Origin of the sequence: Caulobacter sp. X (assembly GCF_002742635.1) — a bacterium.
In the GTDB taxonomy this organism is placed as follows: domain Bacteria; phylum Pseudomonadota; class Alphaproteobacteria; order Caulobacterales; family Caulobacteraceae; genus Caulobacter.
In genome coordinates this window covers 1,828,386-1,847,821 of record NZ_PEGF01000002.1, presented here as the reverse complement: position 1 = coordinate 1,847,821, position 19,436 = coordinate 1,828,386, and the positions used below count along the sequence as shown (strand labels likewise).

The 19,436-nt window shown below is 66.2% G+C and carries 21 protein-coding genes; 11 read left to right on the top strand and 10 right to left on the bottom strand.

Annotated features, from left to right (window positions below; genetic code table 11):
- Window positions 1–108 precede the first annotated feature (108 nt).
- Window positions 109–990: a nicotinate-nucleotide--dimethylbenzimidazole phosphoribosyltransferase gene (locus CSW60_RS21205; RefSeq protein ID WP_099539208.1), complete on the bottom strand. Its 882-nt coding sequence runs from the start codon at window positions 988–990 to the stop codon at window positions 109–111.
- An 82-nt stretch (window positions 991–1,072) separates the two neighbouring features.
- Between CSW60_RS21205 and CSW60_RS21200 the strand changes: the two genes are divergently transcribed.
- Window positions 1,073–1,300, top strand: a complete 228-nt coding sequence (locus CSW60_RS21200) for a DUF1289 domain-containing protein (RefSeq protein ID WP_099539207.1) — start codon at window positions 1,073–1,075, stop codon at window positions 1,298–1,300.
- Window positions 1,301–1,303: 3 nt separating this feature from the next.
- Here the strand turns inward: CSW60_RS21200 and CSW60_RS21195 are convergent, their stop codons facing one another.
- Complete coding sequence (locus tag CSW60_RS21195) at window positions 1,304–1,627, bottom strand: hypothetical protein (RefSeq protein ID WP_099539024.1); 324 nt, start codon at window positions 1,625–1,627, stop codon at window positions 1,304–1,306.
- Between the two features lie 277 nt (window positions 1,628–1,904).
- Here CSW60_RS21195 and CSW60_RS21190 point away from each other — a divergent pair, with 277 nt between their 5' ends.
- Complete coding sequence (locus CSW60_RS21190) at window positions 1,905–2,423, top strand: TIGR02281 family clan AA aspartic protease (protein ID WP_099539023.1); 519 nt, start codon at window positions 1,905–1,907, stop codon at window positions 2,421–2,423.
- A 3-nt stretch (window positions 2,424–2,426) separates the two neighbouring features.
- On the opposite strand, the gene dusA is transcribed toward CSW60_RS21190, so the two are convergent.
- Window positions 2,427–3,443, bottom strand: a complete 1,017-nt coding sequence (gene dusA, locus CSW60_RS21185; RefSeq protein ID WP_099539022.1) for a tRNA dihydrouridine(20/20a) synthase DusA — start codon at window positions 3,441–3,443, stop codon at window positions 2,427–2,429.
- Window positions 3,444–3,568: 125 nt separating this feature from the next.
- On the opposite strand from dusA, the gene CSW60_RS21180 reads away from it, so the two are divergent.
- Window positions 3,569–4,636, top strand: a complete 1,068-nt coding sequence (locus CSW60_RS21180) for a site-specific integrase (RefSeq protein ID WP_235046578.1) — start codon at window positions 3,569–3,571, stop codon at window positions 4,634–4,636.
- Here the strand turns inward: CSW60_RS21180 and CSW60_RS21175 are convergent.
- The gene (locus CSW60_RS21175) at window positions 4,633–5,010 is read right to left on the bottom strand and encodes a hypothetical protein (RefSeq protein ID WP_099539021.1); all 378 of its coding nucleotides are present in this window, start codon (window positions 5,008–5,010) and stop codon (window positions 4,633–4,635) included. The genes CSW60_RS21180 and CSW60_RS21175 overlap by 4 nt on opposite strands.
- A 171-nt stretch (window positions 5,011–5,181) precedes the next feature.
- On the opposite strand from CSW60_RS21175, the gene CSW60_RS21170 reads away from it, so the two are divergent.
- A complete protein-coding gene (locus CSW60_RS21170) occupies window positions 5,182–5,916 on the top strand; it encodes a helix-turn-helix domain-containing protein (RefSeq protein ID WP_131368823.1) in 735 nt (244 codons plus the stop codon).
- A gap of 121 nt (window positions 5,917–6,037) precedes the next feature.
- Here CSW60_RS21170 and CSW60_RS21165 read toward each other — a convergent pair whose 3' ends face one another.
- Both CSW60_RS21165 and CSW60_RS21160 read right to left on the bottom strand, forming a co-directional pair.
- The gene (locus CSW60_RS21165; RefSeq protein WP_004620275.1) at window positions 6,038–6,637 is read right to left on the bottom strand and encodes a hypothetical protein; all 600 of its coding nucleotides are present in this window, start codon (window positions 6,635–6,637) and stop codon (window positions 6,038–6,040) included.
- Complete coding sequence (locus CSW60_RS21160; RefSeq protein ID WP_004620277.1) at window positions 6,634–7,182, bottom strand: hypothetical protein; 549 nt, start codon at window positions 7,180–7,182, stop codon at window positions 6,634–6,636. Before CSW60_RS21160 ends, CSW60_RS21165 begins: the two co-directional genes overlap by 4 nt.
- A 125-nt stretch (window positions 7,183–7,307) precedes the next feature.
- On the opposite strand from CSW60_RS21160, the gene CSW60_RS21155 reads away from it, so the two are divergent.
- The 3 genes from CSW60_RS21155 (at window position 7,308) to CSW60_RS21145 (ending at window position 9,860) form a co-directional block, all read left to right on the top strand.
- Complete coding sequence (locus CSW60_RS21155; RefSeq protein WP_004620279.1) at window positions 7,308–7,661, top strand: hypothetical protein; 354 nt, start codon at window positions 7,308–7,310, stop codon at window positions 7,659–7,661.
- Between the two features lie 145 nt (window positions 7,662–7,806).
- Complete coding sequence (locus tag CSW60_RS21150) at window positions 7,807–8,835, top strand: IS110 family transposase (protein WP_099539020.1); 1,029 nt, start codon at window positions 7,807–7,809, stop codon at window positions 8,833–8,835.
- A 221-nt stretch (window positions 8,836–9,056) separates the two neighbouring features.
- A complete protein-coding gene (locus tag CSW60_RS21145; protein ID WP_369801045.1) occupies window positions 9,057–9,860 on the top strand; it encodes an SOS response-associated peptidase family protein in 804 nt (267 codons plus the stop codon).
- A gap of 6 nt (window positions 9,861–9,866) precedes the next feature.
- Here the strand turns inward: CSW60_RS21145 and CSW60_RS21140 are convergent, their stop codons facing one another.
- Window positions 9,867–10,193, bottom strand: coding sequence for a hypothetical protein (locus tag CSW60_RS21140; protein ID WP_004620283.1), 327 nt, complete (start codon window positions 10,191–10,193; stop codon window positions 9,867–9,869).
- A 136-nt stretch (window positions 10,194–10,329) separates the two neighbouring features.
- On the opposite strand from CSW60_RS21140, the gene CSW60_RS21135 reads away from it, so the two are divergent.
- Window positions 10,330–10,707, top strand: coding sequence for a hypothetical protein (locus CSW60_RS21135; RefSeq protein WP_004620284.1), 378 nt, complete (start codon window positions 10,330–10,332; stop codon window positions 10,705–10,707).
- Here CSW60_RS21135 and CSW60_RS21130 read toward each other — a convergent pair.
- From CSW60_RS21130 to CSW60_RS21120, 3 genes are all read right to left on the bottom strand, one after another.
- A complete protein-coding gene (locus CSW60_RS21130) occupies window positions 10,704–11,228 on the bottom strand; it encodes a hypothetical protein (protein WP_004620286.1) in 525 nt (174 codons plus the stop codon). The two genes, CSW60_RS21135 and CSW60_RS21130, sit on opposite strands and share 4 nt — an antisense overlap.
- Before the next feature lie 29 nt (window positions 11,229–11,257).
- The gene (locus CSW60_RS24190; RefSeq protein ID WP_004620288.1) at window positions 11,258–13,381 is read right to left on the bottom strand and encodes a hypothetical protein; all 2,124 of its coding nucleotides are present in this window, start codon (window positions 13,379–13,381) and stop codon (window positions 11,258–11,260) included.
- Between the two features lie 236 nt (window positions 13,382–13,617).
- Window positions 13,618–13,830: a hypothetical protein gene (locus CSW60_RS21120; RefSeq protein ID WP_004620290.1), complete on the bottom strand. Its 213-nt coding sequence runs from the start codon at window positions 13,828–13,830 to the stop codon at window positions 13,618–13,620.
- Window positions 13,831–14,061: 231 nt separating this feature from the next.
- Between CSW60_RS21120 and CSW60_RS21115 the strand changes: the two genes are divergently transcribed.
- The 3 genes from CSW60_RS21115 to CSW60_RS21105 are packed head-to-tail and all read left to right on the top strand — an operon-like array spanning window position 14,062 to window position 19,428.
- Window positions 14,062–14,829 (top strand): ImuA family protein, encoded by a 768-nt coding sequence (locus CSW60_RS21115; RefSeq protein WP_004620292.1) that lies wholly within the window; start codon window positions 14,062–14,064, stop codon window positions 14,827–14,829.
- Entirely contained in the window at window positions 14,741–16,273 is a 1,533-nt protein-coding gene (locus CSW60_RS21110) for a DNA polymerase Y family protein (RefSeq protein ID WP_035017355.1), read from the top strand. Before CSW60_RS21115 ends, CSW60_RS21110 begins: the two co-directional genes overlap by 89 nt.
- Window positions 16,270–19,428, top strand: a complete 3,159-nt coding sequence (locus tag CSW60_RS21105) for an error-prone DNA polymerase (RefSeq protein WP_004620295.1) — start codon at window positions 16,270–16,272, stop codon at window positions 19,426–19,428. Before CSW60_RS21110 ends, CSW60_RS21105 begins: the two co-directional genes overlap by 4 nt.
- Window positions 19,429–19,436 lie beyond the last annotated feature (8 nt).

Here is a 19,436-nt window from a genome sequence, read left to right as displayed (position 1 = left end):
TTGCGTTTCGAGCGCCACGATATCGGTCGAACGACCGTTTGGAAAGATGACGTTAGCGTCAACGGAAGCAAACATGATCCGCGTTCACTTGGGACGCCGCTTCGGCGGCTAGCGGACCTCGCAGGCGAGCTTGACGAGGGCCAGGGCCGAGGCGCCGCCGACCCCTTCCTCATCAAACGTATCGAGCGCCAGAAGCGGCCGCTTGTCGAGGATTTCGAGCAGCTTGGCGTGGCCCTTGGCCGGGCTGACATGGGCGGCCAGGCAATGGTCGATCGCGGAGGGCTCGATGGCGCGGACGATGGCGGCGGCGGCGCAGGCGGCATAGCCGTCCAGCAGGACAGGCACCTTCTGGGTGCGAGCGGCCAGGATCGCCCCGACGACGGCGGCCGTCTCGCGGCCGCCCAGCTGGCGCAGTATTTCGAGCGGGTCGTCCGTCATGCCCTCGGCCTTGGCGCGCGCGACGGCCGCGGCGACCGGTTCGGGACTATCCGACCAGTCCGAGGCTTCACCGCCGAACAGCGCCAGGCAAAGGGCGGCGGCGGTGCGGGCCGGCTCGGCGACGATCACGCCGGGGATCAAGAGGTCGGGCTGCTTGGCTAGGGCCTCCATGCCGAAAGCCATGGTGGCGGCGGCCTCCTTCTCGCTCATCGAGGGCTTCTCGACGGAGTCGGGCGACGGGCGGTCGATGGCGAGGTCGAAGGCCTCAAGCCCCGCGCCCTGCACGCCGGCCAGCCGCGAGACCGTGGCGCCGCCCGAGGCGATGGCTTCCAGGCGATCGCGGGCGTAGCCGCGCGGCCCGACGCCTTGGCGCGCGCCGGCGTACAGGGCCACGACCGGACGGTTCACCGCCGGCGGGCTCTTGCCGCTCCATGCGGTGAGCCAGGCCGAGATCTCGGCCAGCCGCCCGCCCTGCTCCAGCGTCGGGGACGGTCCCGGCGCGGGCGGCGAGACGGCGAGCTGGCGGATGTCGGCGAAAGGAGAAGCGGTCATGGGCGCGGACTTAAACTCGTCGGCGTCCAAAGCAAGCCCTGACCGCTTGAAGATCAGCGATGGAATGGAGATGTTTGGCGCCATGACGACCACGCCGCCAGCCAAACCGCCCCGCCCGATCGCCACGCCCTGCGTCAAGGTGTGCGCGGTGGACGGCGCCAGCGGCTATTGCCTGGGGTGTCGCCGCACGCTGGCCGAGATCGCCGGCTGGGCCAAATTCAGCGACGAGGAACGGGCGGCGATCACCGCCGCCCTCCCCGATCGCCCCGACCCGATGATCGCCCTGATGGCGGCGACCGCGGCCCGCTGAGGCCTACTTGCCGCCCGCGATGTAGGCGGCGCAGGCGCCGTCACGTTGGGCCAGCAACTTCGCCTTCTTCCCGGCGTCGGCGGCGTTGGCCTCTTTCAAGGCCGACTGCATCTTGTTGTTGGCCGAGGTGAGAACCGTGATGTCGCGCCCGACGGCCTCCTCCTTCAGGAAAGCGTCCAGGGCGGCCGTGTCGAGCTTGCCGAGGTTTTCGGAGGCCGCCAGCCCCCGGCACCGCGCCGCTTCCAGATAGTTCAGGTTCGAGACTCCGGCTTGGGCGACGCCGGCAAAGGCCGCGAAGGCGGCAGCTGTGACAATAAGCGCTTTCATGGTGCGTTCCCTCGGCGAGCCGTTTACTAGCTCGCCGAGGGAATAGACCCGCGCCCAATTGGGATGAAGTTAAATCGAATACATTAATACAGATCAGAAAGTCCAAGATATATTACCGACACGTAATCTTATCGCCGATAATAGACCTATCGGATCGCGCGTACGGAATAGGCGCCCGCCGACGCGAAAAACACCCGCTGGATTCACGCCTTGAAAACGCCTGGCTCCTAATGATTGAAGGGGGCCGAGAAGCGGTCTTGGGAGCCTACAAGGCGGGATGTCTTCGATGTTTAGGTTTGCGGCGATCGCTCTGGTGGGCGCCCTGTCGGCCGTTGGCGCGGCCAAGGCCGTCGTGTCGCTGGACGATCTGCGCCATCCCGAGCTCCGCGCGCCCTCGGCGGCCGCCGCCACCCTGGGCGACGCCGAAGGCGGCTCGGCCCAGATCACCAAGGATAGCGACGGCCACTTCTGGGCCAAGGCCGCCGTGGACGGTCACGACGTCCGCTTCCTGGTCGACACCGGCGCCACCGCCGTCTCGCTCAGCATGGCCGACGCCCAGCGCCTGGGCATCGACACCAGCAAGCTGACCTACGACTACAATGTGATCACCGCCGACGGCCGCACCCGCGCCGCCTCGGTCAAGCTGGCCAGCGTCGCCATCGCCGGCGCCAAGGTCCGCGACGTCGACGCCCTGGTCATCGAAAAGGGTCTCGAGAACTCGCTGCTGGGCATGAGCTACCTGGGTCGCCTGTCGCGGTTCGAAGCCACGCCCGACGCCTTGATCCTGCACCCGTAAGCTTTACGCCGCCGGGGCGGTCCGCTCCTCGCGCGAAGCCAGCGCCGCGCGCACGGCGTCCAGCGCGCGATCCACGACATCCAGACCCGCGCCAGTCTTGACGCCCTCGACCGTCAGGATGCGCCGCCACGCCCGCGCGCCCGGCAGGCCGTGGAACAGGCCCAGCATGTGCCGCGTCATGGCCGCCAGGTGCGTCCCCGCCGCCAGCTCGCGCGCCAGATAGGGCCGATAGCGTTCGACGGCCTCGAAGCTGTCGACGTCGGCGACGTCCATGCCGAACACCCGCCGATCGACCTCGCCCAGCAGGCCGGCCTCGTGATAGGCAGCGCGGCCCAGCATCACGCCATCGACGCCATTCGCCAGGTGCTCCAGCGCCGCGTCGACGCTGGGCACGCCGCCGTTGATGGCGATCGTCAGGTTCGGCCGCTCGCGCTTGAGCCGATAGACCAGTTCGTAGTCCAGCGGCGGAATGTCCCGGTTCTCCTTCGGCGACAGCCCCTGCAGCCAGGCCTTGCGGGCGTGGACGATGAAGCTGTCGATCCCCGCGGCGGCGCAGCGGTCGACCAGGGTGAAGAGGCTCTCTTCCGGATCCTGGTCGTCGACGCCGATCCGGCACTTCACGGTGGCCGGAACCTTCACCGCGTCCTTGATGGCGGCCATGCACTCGGCCACGAGATCCGGCTCGCGCATCAGGCAGGCGCCGAAACGGCCGCTCTGCACGCGGTCCGAAGGGCAGCCGACGTTCAGATTGATCTCGTCATAGCCCCAGTCCTCGCCGATCCGCGCGGCTAGGGCCAACTCGGCCGGGTCGGACCCGCCCAGTTGCAGCGCCACCGGATGCTGACCGGCGTCGAAGCCCAGCAGCTTCTCGCGATCGCCATGGACCACCGCCCCGCTGGTCACCATCTCGCTGTAGAGCAGCGCGCGGCTGGACAGAACGCGATGCAGCGACCGGCAGTGCCGGTCCGTCCAGTCCATCATGGGCGCAACAGAAAATCTATGGGGTTCAAATCGCGTCATTTTTGTCGTATATTCAATGTGTTAGGAGATACCGAAAACCGAAGCTTGTACCCAAATGTACCCAGGTTTTCTCTATGTTCCGACATTTCACTGTACACATGGCGTACACGAAAATGGCGACCTTTGTGAATTTGCCCTCCGGCGCCTGGCGAGCGATCATCCGTCGGAAGGGCCGCTATATAAGCGAGACGTTCAAACTGCGCGAGGACGCGCGGCGTTGGGCCACGGCCCAGGAGAGCGCGATCGATCGGGGCTTGGCCCCGATGAAGACCTACATCGCTAGCAAGACGTCGCTGGCCCACCTGATCGATCTGCACATCGACGATCTGGCGGCCGCGAAAAAGCCGATCGGGCGGACGAAGCTGGAGGCGCTGCTTCACCTGCGCCGCACCATCGGAAAGACCGCCTACGCCAAGATCGATCGGCAGTTCATCATCGAGTTCGGCCGCACCCGGGCGCGCGGCGGCACCGGCCCTGTGACGATCGGCATGTATGTTGGCTGGATCAAGTTGGTCTTCGCCCATGCCTCGGCCGTCCATGAGATCGACACTAAGATCGAGCCGATCGAGCTGGGACGTCTGGCCCTCAAGCATCTGGGCCTGATCGGAAAGAGTCAGGAACGCGACCGACGACCGACCCAGGAAGAGCTGGACCTGATCTTCAAGGCGTTCGACGAGAACCCCTGGCAGAAGAACCCGATGACGCGGATCATCCAGTTCGCGATCGGTACCGCCATGCGCCAGGACGAGATCTGCCGCATCACCTGGAGCGATCTCGACCTCCGGGCCAAGACCATCATTATTCGCGATCGTAAGGACCCGCGCGACAAGTACGGCAACGACCAGCGTATCCCGCTGGTCAGCATCACCGGCTACGACCCGCTAGCCTTGATCGAGGAGCAGCGCGCCATCCGATCGAACTTCGACGACCGCATCTTCCCCTATACGTCGGAGGCGATCAGCGCGGCCTTCACGCGGACGGTCGCCAAGCTAAAGATCGACGACCTGCATTTCCACGACACCCGTCACGAGGCGACCAGCCGCCTGTTCGAAGCCGGCCTGAAGATCGAACAGGTCGCCCTCATTACCGGCCACAAGGACTGGAAGATGCTGCGCCGCTACACTCACATCAAAGCCAAGTCGGTCCACGCCGCGGTCGCGCTTCTCAAGCCCTGGACAGATCCAGACGACTAGCGAACAGGCCTCGGTCGGGGCTTGTTGCGCTCGGCCTCGTCAGCAGCGTCGAGCAGCATTTGCGCGAAATCCCGCAGGGCGTCGGGTGAGAGAGCCATGTTGACGATTTTGCCGTGAGGTCGGTCGCGCCCTGGCGCCTGCGTCTTCAAGTCAAGGATTAGCTCGACCTGTCCCAGGCGAACGGGGCGGGCCGACAGAAACAGCTCTCGCCTTCCCTGCCGGTTGTCCTCGCACTCAATCCGAACGGCGCCAGCGCCCGGCCAAGGATCGCCGTCCGGCAGGCCGAGGCCATGCACTTCGTGTTCGGATCGCGCCTGAGTTTCCTGAAGCTGCTCGATGGCCCAGGCGTCGAGGGAGGGGTCTCTACCGATCATTCCTCGAGACTACCCCAAGTCGCCCCACGGCTCACCCAGCAATGCGTGACGATGGCAAAGCAGCCGCCGACAACGGCCCCACCTCGATCGCGGCCGACAGCGACTGAAGGACGAACAGCCCTCCTTTGGCAGGCGCGGTCAGTCGATATAGGCTGGCGAAAGGATCACCCCATGCCCGCTTCACTATACGACCGGCTTGTTGCTTTACCGCGCCCAGAACCTGGCAAGGCGACTTTGCCGCCAGTCGAGATCATCGCGTTCAATGTTCATGTCCGTCGCAAGCTGCACGGGTGGAAGCAAAGCACCTTAGCCAGCTTGGCTGATGTGTCGCTGTCGACCATCGAGCGCATCGAGCGCGGCGAGCCCGTTCAGCCGGCCTTGATGGAGAAGGTCGGCGCCGCGTTCGGCTATCCGCCCGGCTACTACACCGCGCCGCGAACCCCGCTGACGCAGGAAGAAGTAGCGCAGCAGTACGACGGGCACACGGTTTTCGTTTCGGTCGAACCGTTTGCCAAGCAACTGCAGTTTCGGCGCATCGCGCGATGCATGCACCTTGTGTTTGCGCCGATCGGCGACTGCCCTAACGACCAGCCTCAGTTGCTCAAGCTGTTCGAACTCTTGTCCGAACTGACTGTACGGCTAGCCCTCCCGACGCTGGCGCCAAGATCGCGACTGGGCGGCGTTCGCCCTCTCTATCAAGCGATCACCAACCAGATCGCCCTCCTGCGTCGCGCTGGCATCGCGCTCGTCTGCGGCGTGCTTCATGAACCCGAGCGCGACCCACAGCGCTACGCTGTCATCGCCGCAGGTCATCTCGCCGTCGATCCTGGGATCCAAACGCGCAAGCTGCTTATCCTCGACCGTCGAGAGGTGACCGGAACCTGGGAGACGGAGAGCCTGGATTGACGGACGCCCTCTTCAATCCGGCGGTCATTCTGGCCCTGGCTGCGCTTGCGTCCGCCTTAGCCAAGCTTGTCTGGGCCTTTCGCCGGAAGCGCTAGTCTTCCTTGCCGTAGCCCTGGCGTCGTTAGTCCTCGCTCGTCGCGAAGGCTGGGCGGATCGAAACGATCTTGCGAATCTCCCTGATCGCTGCCCGCGCCGCTTGCTTGGCGGCAGGACGAGGCAGCCCGCGTGCTCGGAATGCCTTGACCGTATAGTCGAAGTAGAGCCGATCCCACGCTGGCCGAAACCCGGTGTCCGGGACCTCGGCCAGGAGCTTCGGCCGATTCACATCGTGCTTCAGGCGATCCCCTGGTCGCCCGGCTTGGATATAGAGACCCCGGCTTGCGAGAATATTCTCCACCAGGACACCCTGGTTCTTGGTGAGGTCGAACTCGACGATGACAAAGGCCTCAGCTGGCCGCTGGAGTGTTAGATAGAGCGCGACCGTATGGTCGTGGCCCGGCAGCTGCCCCCACTGAACCTTGACGTCACCTTGGTGGACGGAGGCTTGCGCCTCGATCGCCGCGTCAATGTCGGATCGTTGCGACGTGTCGAGGATGACGAGAGGGATGATGCGGCCGTCCCCGATCCCGCCCGTCCCGATGGCGCCGTCAGCGACAATGGGGGCCACCAGCCGCTCATGATCATGGTTGAGCCGGAAAATTGCCGGCTTGAAGATGCTCATGCTCGGCGCTCCGACATCACCAACACCTCGACGCCCGTCGCCTGTTGGTGAGTATCGCTGGCGATCACCTCGTAGCCGTCGGTGACGGAGCCCGCGAGAAGCTTCGGAGCGGCCAGGAAGTAGCACCATCCTGACTCGACTTGGTGTGCATCGATGCGAAAGGGTGTTGAAAGGCCGTGGCCCTCGCCAAAATCGCGGTAGGCGATCGCCGGCAGACGCAGCGACATCGGAAGATCGCGACGGTAGCGGATAGCTAGTTCGAGCAGCGAGACTGAGTTTCCGGTGTCTGTCGGATTGGCGATCTGGACCTTGAAGGCGAAGAGCTTGCCCTCCTCGCCGAGGTCGCGGTGGAAGGATTCCAGCAAGCGGACCTCCAGCTTCGGCGTCCGCCGCGCCTCCTGCCGTTCAGCCAACCGCTGGGCTTTGGCCGAGGTCCGCCACGCCAGGACGGAAAACACCAGCGCGACCACAGCCACGAAGAACGTCAGCCAAGTCGCCCAGTCGCCAGGCTGAACGGCCCTGATCGCTGCGTCCAGATTCCTCACCGTGCCCTGTCCTCGAACCTTAAAAGCGCCCAGCGTGTCGAAGCGCTACGCCGCAACCTTGGCCCATTCCACCCGCGGCGTCATGGCGCCTCGACTCCGTCCACCAATGTTCTATATTCGTTCTCATGAACCACGCCCATCCCGTCACCGCTGAGCCGCTGACCGCCGTGGAGATCGACGGCGTCCTTGGCGAGCCCGGCTACCTTGAAACCCTGCCCGCCGTCCGCCACGTCGACGCCGGCCGCGATGGCGGCCTGGTCGTCTGGCTGGACAGCGCCCTGGACACCGTCCCCCCGCTCGACGAAGAGCGCCCTGACCGGCCGCCGGAGGTGGAACTGCATGGCCAGGGCGCGCCCTGCCAGGCGCTGGTCGACCATCCCCGCGCCCAGCACGTCGAGATGTTCTTCGACGGCCTGGGCGACCCGGAATGCGCCCCGCTGGGCTGGTGGCATGCGCGCGTGTGGTTGAAGGCCGATTGAAGACGGCCTTGCACCTGGTCGCCTGACCGCTAGCTTCAATGGATCGGCCGGCAGGGACATTCGAGGATGTGTTGGTGTGGACGGCCTCTCATCCCAACGGTTTGATGGCGCTTAGCGTCAACAAGCCAGTCGAGAGGAGAGCAACATGGTTACACCAGTGCGTATCGGCATGGACACGGCTAAGTCCGTGTTCCAGCTCCACGGAGTTGATGAGAACGAGGTTGTAGTTCTGCGACGCCAACTCCGGCGCGCCGACATGATCCGCTACTTCGAAAAGCTTCCGCCGGCTCTTGTCGCCATCGAGTCCTGCGGCAGTTCCCACCATTGGGCGCGGCTCCTGGAGTCGTTCGGCCACGAGGTGAAGCTGATCCCGCCGCAGTACGTGAAGCCGTACGTCAAGCGCGGGAAGAATGACGCGGCCGACGCCGAAGCGCTCTGCGAGGCCGTCACCAGGCCGACGATGCGCTTCGTGCCTGTAAAGTCCAAGGAGCGTCAGGCGGCCTGCATGTTGATGACCGTGCGCGAGCGCCTGGTCATGGTGAAGTCGCAGCTCAGCAACGCTTTCCGGAGCTATGCGGCGGAGTTCGGGATCGTGGGCCCCTCGGGCCGGCAGAACGTCAACGGTCTGATCGCGCGCGTCCTCGAAGATGACACGCTGCCGGAACTGGCCCGCGAGCTGTTCCACTTCCAGGCGAAGGAGTACGCCGCGGTCGAGGCGCGCCTGGCGGAGATCGACGCGAAGCTGATGAAGTGGCACCGCGCCGACGAGCTGAGCCGGCGCATCGCGACCATTCCCGGCGTCGGTCCTATCGGCTCGACGATGCTGAGCATGAAAGCGCCTCCGGCGGAGACCTTCGGCTCGGGGCGCGACTTCGCGGCCTGGCTGGGTCTCACGCCGCGAGACCATTCGACGGGCGGTCGATCAAGGCTCGGCGGGATCACCAAGGCCGGAGATCCATCGATCCGGTCAACGCTGATCGTCGGGGCCACAGCGCTGCTGCGCCATGTGCGCCTCGGGCATACGAAGCCATCGCCATGGCTGGCCAAGCTCATGGAGCGGAAGCCGCCCAAGCTGGTCGCGGTAGCGATGGCCAACAAGTTCGCCAGGATCGCTTGGCGGCTGATGGTGTCGGGCGGAGTATACACCCGACCCGCAGCGCTGAACCCGACCTGATCTGAGACCGGCGCCCGGAAGCCAACGAGGCTGCACCCGGACCGCCCAGGAGACTTGCACGAACGCATAGATGGAAATGACCGATCGGTCGGTACGCGCGACATTCCGAAGATTGCACTGGCACCCAGATGTCGCCAATGTGTTTGGAGCGCGAGTAGCGAACACCATCTTGGCCAGCGAGGTTTCCTCGCGCAAACAGGCCGGACATCTGATAGCAAGCGATTAGGTCAGATAGTCTACGCGTTCACTGCAAGCGGGGGGCCGTCCACATCTGCAATCTCTACGCCCTCATGAAGGCGCGGGCGGAAGTCGCCGCCCTGGCGCGCGCTATGAGCGACCTCAACAACAACCAGCCGCCGATGCCGGGGATTTACCCTGACTACGCCGCGCCGATCATCACCCGCGGCCAGGAAGGCCAGAGGATTATGCGCGATGCGCGCTGGGGCATGCCGTCATCGAAACAGGCCCTGTTCGAGGCCGCGACGGAGCGGGCTGACAAGCTGCGCGCCAAGGGCACGGAGTTCGATTTCGACGAACTACTGAAGATGGAGCCGGACAAGGGCACCACGAACGTGCGCAACACGGTCAGCCAGAAGACGGGCAGGATCAACACCCATTGGGCGCCCTGGCTAGGCGCGGGCAACCGGTGTCTGGTGCCCTTCACGTCCTTCGCCGAACCGGACCAAGACCACGAGAGGACGCGCAAGAACATCTGGTTCGCGTTGGATGACAGCCGCCCGATCGCCTTCTTCGCCGGCATCTGGACGCCGCACGCCTGCGTGCGGATGAAGAGCAAGGGCTGGGAGGAAATCGTCGCCTACGGCTTCCTGACAACGGAGTCGGCCGAGCCGGTGAAGACCTACCACGCCAAGGCCATGCCGGTGATCCTGACCGAGCCGGAGGAATGGGACCTATGGATGAGCGACGCCCCCTGGACTGAGGTCGCCCAGCTGCAGCGGCCCCTGCCCGATCGGCTGAAGGTGGTGGCCACCGGCGGCAAGAGCGACGACGTCGTGCCGGCCTGATCGGCTTTAGCGGTCCGGCGGCGTCCAGGACCACGCGCCGTCGAAGAGGTGGGGAAAGACCGCGACGTCTTTTGACCCGCACCCTTCTACGCCCGTGCAGGACAGCCGCGCGGCGATATCGGCGATCTTGACGTCCACGCGATGCTCGAACTTTTCCAGCAGATCCTCGGGCGTCCACTCGATCAGTCGCGGACATTCGCGACAGCAGATCGCCAGGGAATAGCCCTTGGTCAGAAAGGTCCTGACCGTGTCGTTGCCGACCTGGCCCAGGTGGAAGCGTCGGATCAGAGCCTCCGGCGGGCGCTGCAGCGTCGAGGACGGATGGTTCGGCACCGGGGGCGTTTCTCCGACGTACGCTATACGAGATAGGCCTCAAAACTTCGGCTGCCAGCGGCAGCGCCCCGCCAGGTCCATCATCGGCTATGATATGCGCAAATCGCTTCGTCGACGGAACGCTATTAAGCCGGACATGACCCTGCCTCAGGAACCTAGCCTAGAGCCCATCGACTACTGGCGCGCGGTCTCGCGCCGTGGCGTGCTCGCGCTCGGCTTCTGCGTCCGACGCACGATCGAAGGCCCGACGTTGGTCGCGGAACTGACCGGGCCTTTGGACGGCTGGACCCGTCGCGCCGCCTTGGCCGCGATCGGCGTCCACGATGATGCTGAACGTACGCGCGACCTTGCCCTAGTCGCCGCCCGCGCGGTTCTGACCATGGCCTTGGAGCACACGCCTGCGATGACCGCGCTGGAGGCCTACCAGGGCCTGCTCATCGACGCGGTCTGGAGAGCGGTCGAAGACGACCCACCCCGCAAGATCGAGATCCTGGGCCGCTCGGCGCCGATCTAGACGTCGCCAGACCGCTGGCGGGCGGTCTGGTCGGCTTCGATCTCGTCGGCGATCATCTGCGCGGTGATCCCGAAGCGTTCGGCCATGCCATGGCTGAAGGCCTCCAGGTCCCGGTTCAGGGCCATGAAGACATCGCAGGCCGCGTCGCTGCGCGCGATCATCGCGGCTTCGAGCTGATCTGGAGGCGCTCCGCCCTCGATGTAGAACCTGAAGAAGCGATGGACCAGGAAGTCGCGCTCGGGCTTGCACGCCTCCAGCCGCGCCAGCAGCTCCGCTGGTAGGCGCCCCGTTTTCTTGATCTTGCCCAGCATGGTCCCGAAGGTGTGGGTGAAGCTGGTGTCGAAGAAGTCGTCCACCCGCCCTTCCCAGGCCGCGTCCTCGACCCCGTTGCGCTCGGGCAGCAGGCTCAGGACGCTGTAGGTGTTGACCAGTTCGTACTCCAGGGTCTGGATCGCGAAGTGGGCGCGGCCGTAACGCGCGAAGGCCTCGCGATGCTCATCGCTGACGAAGGGCGAGTCCACGGCGAGGTCCTTTCCAGCGCGGTCTGCGGCTACTTGGGGATGCTGAACTTCAGCTTGTCTTGGTAGACGCCGATGCGCTTGCGGGCGCGATCCACGACATCGTCGAAGTGCAGGATCTCGAAGTAGGTCTCGCCCAGCTTCGTGCGTGTCGTCGGGTCTATGAGATTGTCGGAATTGAACCAGCCCTTGCCGGTAGGGAACGGCGTCCAGCCGTTGAGCCGCAATGGATCCAGCGTGTCGCCGATGAGATAGCCGTAGAACCTCTTGATCCTCCCGCCCGACTTGGCCGCCAGGAGGTGGGCATATTGGTTGAGGTCGCCGACGTGGTCGTCCATCGACACGCCCGGCGCCTTGAACTCGACGATGATCGCCGAGCCTTCCTTGCTGAACAGCGCGATGTCAGGCCGTTTGGCGCCGTGGTCCTGCGCGCGGCGGGCCAGCAGGTCCTTGAAGGCCTGATCGATGTCGTTCTCGAAGACCTTCTCGTCGCTGTTCCAGACGATGTTGGCCAGCGGCATGTCCGAGGCGATGTAGTCGTAGTAGTGATATTCCTCGCTCAGCAGCCAGATGTCGTGGTCGGTGACCTCGGTGCTGTCCTGGCGCATCGGAAAGAAGATGCTGTGGATGATCCGCTCGTCCTTGCGTCGGGCGCCGTCATCCAGGTTCTGCACCGACAGGTTTCGCCCGCAGGCCAGGGCCAGAACCTCGACGATGCAGGCGCGCCGCACGACGAGCTGCGAGAGGTTGGCCATGTCGAAGTTTTTCAGCGACGTCGTATATTTCCACGAAATCTCGCTGATCTTCTTGCGGAAATCGGCGGAGTCCGGCTCGGCCGCGACAATCTCTTCCTTCAGGCGGTAGATCTCGGCGGTCTCGTCGATGACCTTTTCCTGGTACTTCTTCAGAACCCGATCGACGATCTTCTGGGCTGACTCGCCGTAGACCACCCGCGTGGAGGTCTCTTGCAGCATGTCCTCGGTGACGCCGTACTTGTCGGTGATCTCCTTGACCACGTCCTCTTTCTTCCAGTCGCCCGGGATCACCATGGCGTCGATCACCGGATCGATGGCGGCATGGATCGTCTCGTAGGACACCCGCTCGGAGCCAAAGAGCCCGCCGGCCTCAAGTTCTTCGGGAATATCCTCGAAGTTGTCGCGCTGCTCATTGACGTGCTGGTCGAGGAAGTCGCTCTCGATCAGGACGATGTGATTGTAGCCGCCGACGGGATTGTTCTGTTCGGTCTTGCTGCGCAGGTATCGGTTGGTGATGTCGCGAACCGGCGAGAACTTGGCGCAGAACGCGATGGCGTTACGCTTCAGGCCGAACGATGCAGCATCCAGCCGATAGTGGGACAGCCTGAAGGTCTGGAAAGTCCCCAGACCGCCGCCGGTGTCCGGGTCGCGCTCTTCGACCTGGACTTCCCGCACGGCCGTGACGACCGGCAGGTCCTGGCGCCGAAGAACTTCGGTCTGGTCGGGCTGGGCCCAATGGGTGGTCGAGAAGACAATCTCGAAATCGCCAAGCTGGCTAGACAGGCCGACCAGGCGCTGCAGGAAGGCCAGCAGCATCTGCTTCTTCAGCGCCGCCGCCGAGAACATCGCGCTGAGCAGCGCGTTGGGCGGCAGGCGAACCCGTGCGGCATCCTTGAAGTTCAGCAGCTGGATGGTCGTGCCGATCTTCGAAGCGTCGCCAGCGTCCTCAGCGAAATCGTCGGCCTCGATCTGCTTTTGACGTTCGTCGTAGGTCATCCAGCGACGAAACACCTGCCCATCCCGGCGGAAGGTGCTGTCGATCGCCATGCCGGCGAAATAGTGGAAGAACTGGATACGACCCGCGCCCTTGCACTTGCCGATTCCCGAGATCGTCAGGTCGTCCTTGTACGACGTGTCCTTGGTCAGGAAGGCCTTCAGCTGGGCCTCTCCCAGCCCGCAGCCGTTGTCGGCGCAGGTGATGGTCATCACATCCCGATCGTCGAGCAGATCGACTTTCTGAAACGCCACGTCGACCCGGATGCTGAGGCTGGGCGCGGTCGGATCGTCGTGCTTGCGGATCAGGTAGGAATCGATGGCGTTCGAGATCAGCTCCTCGAACACCACGTAGGGATTCTTGCTGAGCTTGGTGTTCTTGATGCTGCCGCGGACATCGAGCGTCATTGTCTTTTCAAGCGATCCCACAGGCCATTCTGGCCACTTCTGGCCAGCCCCCTAGTCACAGTCAAGCCAGCAACCCAAGCGGGTCTTCGACCGGCCGCCACCGCCAGGGGTCGGGCGGCCCGTGAGCCGCTGACAAAGAGAAGGACCGCCCGCCTACGTCAGCTTCGGTCGCCGTGGCAGAGACCTGCATGACCCGGCCGCGGCGCTCGCGGTCCAAGTCCACGAGGATGATCTGCCTAGCGCATCGTCCAAGGCCTGGCGGCCAGCACCATCAGCGTGAAGACGCCGATGAACAGGCCCGGCACGAACCAGGGCTCGGTCCTGCCTTCGATCCGCTGGACGAGGCTGGTGAGGATGGCCGTCGGCATGACCGCCGCCAGCGCGCAGCCGATCCAGCCCTGCCACTCCCGCCAGACCGGGCGGCCGTCCTCAGGCTCATCCTCATCCATGACGCTCCCCCCGCGCCACTCTAGCGCGCACGGCGCCGTTTAGCGATCGAGGGTCGCAGACGGCGCTGCCAAGGTACGTCACCTTCGGTCGCCGCTGAAAAATTCTGATTCCGCTCAAACCCTTGCCGCGTCTGGATCTAGCGGTGGGCGCGCGCCTGCGCCGCACCCATGGCCCCGTTGACTCCCGCACGCCGAAGAGAACAAAGCTGGAACAAGGTCGTTCTTCCAAACATGTCAGCAGCCCTTCATCCCGCCGCCCTCGATGCCCTCCGCCGCAAGGTCCGCGCCCTGGAAACCCAGGATCGCGTCACCCGGGCGGTGTTGCCGTTCGGCGTTCCGCCGCTGGACGCGCGCCTGCCAGGCGGCGGCCTGGCGCTGGGCGCGCTGCACGAGGTGGCCGGCGGCGCGGAGGAAGCGCTCTATGGCGCCACGGCCGCCCGGTTCGCCGCCGGGATCTTGGCCCGCGCCCAGGGTGAGGTTCTCTGGTGCCGGCGCCAGGCCGATCTCTTCGCCCCGTCGCTGGCCCAGGCCGGCCTGCCGCCCAGCCGGGTGATCTTCGCGGACGCGGGCGACGAGGCCGGCGTCCTGGCGGCCATGGAGGAAGGTTTGCGCTGGCCGGGCCTGGCCGGGGTCATCGGCGAGGTCGGCAAGCTCTCCATGACCGCCTCGCGCCGGCTGCAGCTGGCGGCCGAGAAGAGCGGGCAGATCGCCATCGCGGTCCGAAGATGGCGGCGGATCGCCGACGCGGCGGACCTTGGCCAGCCGACGGCCTCGGAAACTCGCTGGCGGGTCTCCACCCTGCCCTCCTCTCCACTGCCCCCTTCCGTTCCCGGCGTGGGTCGCCCCCGCTGGTTCCTAGAACTCCTCCGCTGCAAGGCCGGCGACGCCTTCGACATCGAGCTAGAAGCCTGTGACGCAAAGGGTCATCTCCGTCTTCCTGCCCCGCTGGCCTACCGACCGGCTGGCGCGGATGCAGGGCAAGGCCGCGCCGTCGCCTGACATTCCGGTCGTCATGGTCGGACGGGTCGGGCGCCGCCGTGCGATCGCGCACATGAACCTCGCCGCCGCCAAGGCCGGCCTGCGGCTGGGCCAGGCCGTGGCCCATGCCACCGCCATGGTCCCAGGTCTTGTGCTGCACGATCTCGACGCCGCCGGGGATGACGCCGCCCTGCAGCGCCTGGCCCTCTGGGCCCAGCGCCTCTATTCGCCGACCGTGGCCCCGGACCCGCCCGATGGTCTGGTCATCGACGCCACCGGCTGCACCCATCTCTTCGGCGGCGAGGAGAAGATGCTGGTCAATATCCGCCAGCGCCTGGCCAAGGCCGGCTATACCGCCACCCTGGCCATCGCCGACAGCTGGGGCGGCGCTCACGCCCTGGCGCGCTATTCGCGCCGCTCGGTGTTCGTCGTGCCGCCGGGCGCGCTGGGCGTCCAGCTGAGGGACCTGCCGGTGGCGGCCCTGCGCCTGCCGCCGGATCTCGTCCAGGCCCTGGCCAAGCCCGGCTTCGACACCATCGGCGAGCTGGAGGCGACGGCCACGGGGCCGCTAGCCCATCGCTTTGGCCTGGAGCCGATCCGCCGCCTCGACCAGGCCTTCGCCCGCGAACGCGAACCGATCGAACCGGTCTTCGCCCCCGAAACTCCACGTGCGGCCAAGATCTTCGCCGAACCGATCGGCGCGCCCGAGACCATGGCGCGCTATCTGACCGAACTGACGGTCGAACTGTGCGCCACGCTGGAGGCCCTGAACCTGGGGGCCAAGTCGATCGACGCCTGGTTCTACCGGGTCGACAACCGGATCGAGAGCGCCCGTATCGGCCTGTCGACCCCGGCCCGGGACGCGCGCCGTCTGGCCAAGCTCCTCTGCGAGAAGCTGGAGATGGTCGATCCGGGCTTCGGGGTCGACAAGATGGTCCTGGCTGCACCGGGCGCCGAGCCCTTGGCCTACCGGCAGGACGAGGCGCGGCTGGGTGGGGACAAGCCGGCAGTCGCCGATCTGGCGGGTCTGATCGACACCCTGGCCGCGCGCCTGGGTCCGGACTCGGTCTACCGCCTGGCCAGCGCAGAGAGCGACATCCCCGAGCGCAGTGTCCGCAAGGCCCCGGCCATCGAGCGCCCCGTCGCCTATTCCTGGCCGGTCGATTGGCCAAGGCCCACCCGCTTCTTTCCCCGCCCCGAGCCCATCGAGACGGTCGCGCTCCTGCCTGACCAGCCGCCGGCCTTCTTCACCTGGCGCGGATCGCGCCGGCGCGTGCGGCGGGCCGACGGCCCTGAGCGGGTGTTCGGGGAATGGTGGCGGGCCGACGCCGAGCTGGCCCGCAGCCGGGACTACTTCCAGGTCGAGGACGAAGGCGGCCAGCGCTACTGGATCTACCGCGACGGTGACGGCGAGGACGCCGCCACCGGTAGCCAGCGCTGGTTCATGGCCGGGGTATTCGGATGACGAACCCAGTCCCGGAGGATCTCGGCGACTATGTCGAACTGCAGTGCGCCTCGCACTTCTCGCTGCTGCGCGGCGCGTCCTCGCCGGGCGAACTCTTCGACGAGGCCCAGCGCCTAGGCTATCGCGCCCTGGCGATCTGCGACCGCAACAGCCTGGCGGGCATGGTGCGCGCCCACATCGCCGCCAAGGACACCGGCGTGCGGCTGGTCGTCGGCTGCGAGTTGGTCCTGCGCGATGGCATGACGGTCCTGGTCTATCCCACCGATCGCGCCGCCTATGGCCGGCTCTGCCGCCTGCTGAGCCTGGGCAAGGCCCGGGCCGGCAAGGGCGAATGCGATCTCGACCACGCCGACCTGGCCGCCCACGCCGAGGGCCTGATCGCCATCCTCGTGCCCGAGGACGCCGACGAGGTCTGCGCCCAGCAGCTCTCGCGCCTCTCGGCGATCTTCGGCGCCGACGCCCACATGGCCCTGACCCTGCGCCGACGGCCCGGCGACGCCTTGCGTCTCTACGAGCTGGAGCACCTGGCGCTTACGGCCGGGGTGAAGCCGGTGGTGACCAACCGGGTGCTGTTCCACGACAAGGACCGCCGCCTGCTGCAGGACGTCGTCACCTGCATCCGCGAAAACACCACGATCGACGATGTCGGCTTCCGGCGTGACCGTCACGCCGACCGCTATCTGAAGGCCGCGGCCGAAATGCTTCGGCTGTTTCCGCGCCATCGGGCCGCCGTCGCCGCGTCCGTCGCCATCGCGGCCCGTTGCCAGTTCTCGCTATCCGAACTCAGCTACCAGTACCCGCGCGAAGTGGTCGCCGACGGAGAGACAGCCCAGCAAACCCTGGTGCGCTTGACCTGGGAGGGCGCGGCCCAGCGCTTCCCCGACGGCGTGACGCCGGAAGTCCGCAAGATCCTCGACCACGAACTGGGGCTGATCGGCCAGCTCGGCTATGCGCCCTACTTCCTGACGGTCAATTCCATCGTCGGCTATTCCCGCAGCCAGGACATCCTGTGCCAGGGTCGCGGCTCGGCGGCCAATTCGGCGGTCTGTTACGTGCTGGGCATCACCAGCATCGACCCCGAGCGCAACGACTTGCTGTTCGAGCGCTTCGTCAGCGCCGAACGCGACGAGCCGCCGGACATCGACGTCGATTTCGAGCACGCCCGCCGCGAGACGGTGATGCAGTGGATCTTCGAGACCTATGGTCGCCACCGCTCTGCCATCGTGGCCGTGGTCCAGCGCTTTCGGCCGCGCGGCGCGGTGCGCGACGTTGGCAAGGTGCTGGGCCTGCCCGAGGACATGACCAAGGGTCTCTCCAGCCAGATCTGGAGCTTCAGCCGCGAGGACATCGAGGAAAAGCACGCCCGCGACATGGGCCTGGACCTTTCGGACCGGCGCCTACGCCTGACCCTGGAGCTGGCGCAGCTCCTGCTCAACACCCCGCGTCATTTCTCCCAGCACCCCGGCGGCTTCGTGCTGACCCAGGACCGACTCGACGAACTGGTGCCGATCGAGCCTGCGCGGATGGAAGACCGCCAGATCATCGAATGGGACAAGGACGACATCGACGAGCTGAAGTTCATGAAGGTCGACGTGCTGGGGCTGGGGATGATGACCTGCCTGAAGCGCGGACTGGACCTCTTGAAGGACGCCAAGGGGATTGCGCTCGACCTGGCCAGCATCCCCCCTGAAGACCCGCGCACCTACGCCATGATCCGGAGGGCCGACACGCTGGGCGTCTTCCAGATCGAGAGCCGGGCGCAGATGGCCATGTTGCCGCGCCTGAAGCCTCGGTCGTTCTACGACCTGGTGATCGAGGTGGCGATCGTACGGCCTGGCCCGATCCAGGGCGACATGGTCCATCCCTATCTTCGCCGCCGCGAGGGCAAGGAGCCGGTGACCTTCCCCAAGCCTGAGCTGGAGAAGGTGCTGGGAAAGACCCTGGGCGTGCCGCTCTTCCAGGAACAGGCCATGCGGGTGGCGATCGAGTGCGCCGGCTTCACGCCCGGCGAGGCGGACCAGCTGCGCCGGGCCATGGCCACCTTCAAGTTCACGGGCGGGGTCAGCCACTTCAAGGACAAGCTGGTCGGCGGCATGGTCGAGCGCGGCTATCCGGTCGAGTTCGCCGAACAGACCTTCGCCCAGCTGGAGGGCTTCGGCTCCTACGGCTTCCCGGAAAGCCACGCCGCCAGCTTTGCCCTCCTGGCCTACGCCTCGTCCTGGCTGAAGTGCCATCACCCCGAGGTCTTCTGCGCGGCCCTGCTCAACAGCCAGCCGATGGGCTTCTACCAGCCGGCCCAGATTGTCCGCGACGCCATCGAGCATGGGGTGGAAGTGCGTCCCATCTGCGTCAACGCCTCACGCTGGGACTGCACCCTGGAGGAGACGGGTGACGGCGGCCTTGCGGTGCGGCTGGGCCTGCGGATGGTCGGCAAGCTGGCCGAAGCCGACGCGGCCCGCGTGGTCCTGGCCAGGACCGAAGACCCTTACCGTTCGATCGACGATGTCTGGCGGCGCGCCCAGGTCGGGACCGGAGCCCTGTCGCGCCTGGCCGAAGCCGACGCCTTTCGCCCCAGCCTGGGCCTGGCGCGCCGCGAAGCCGGCTGGGGGATCAAGGGGCTGCGTGACACCGCCCTCCCCCTCTTCGACCAGCCCGATGCGTCCGAGCTCAACGAACCGGCGCCCACGCTGAAGGCCATGACCGAGGGCCGCGAGATCGTCGAGGATTACGGCCATGTCGGCCTCAGTCTTCGCCGCCATCCGCTGGCCCTGTTGCGCGGGACGCTGGAGGCCAGGGGCTACAAGCCCTGCCAGGCGGCGGCGAGCGGCCGCGACCGCCAGTTCGTCCGGACGGCAGGCCTGGTCCTGGTCCGGCAGATGCCCGGCACGGCCAAGGGCGTGATGTTCATGACCCTGGAGGACGAGACCGGCGTCGCCAACCTGGTGATCTGGAAGACGCTCTACGAAAAGCAGCGCCGCGTGGCCCTGTCGGCCCACCTGCTGGGCGTGGAAGGCCGCATCCAGCGCGAGGGCGATGTCGTCCACCTCGTCGCCTACAAGCTGCACGACCTGGGTGACGTGCTCTCGACCCTGCAGGACCGCGGCGCCGACGCCGGTGACATGTCCTGGGCTCGCCGTAGCCGCAACTTCTGCTAGGCTCCCCC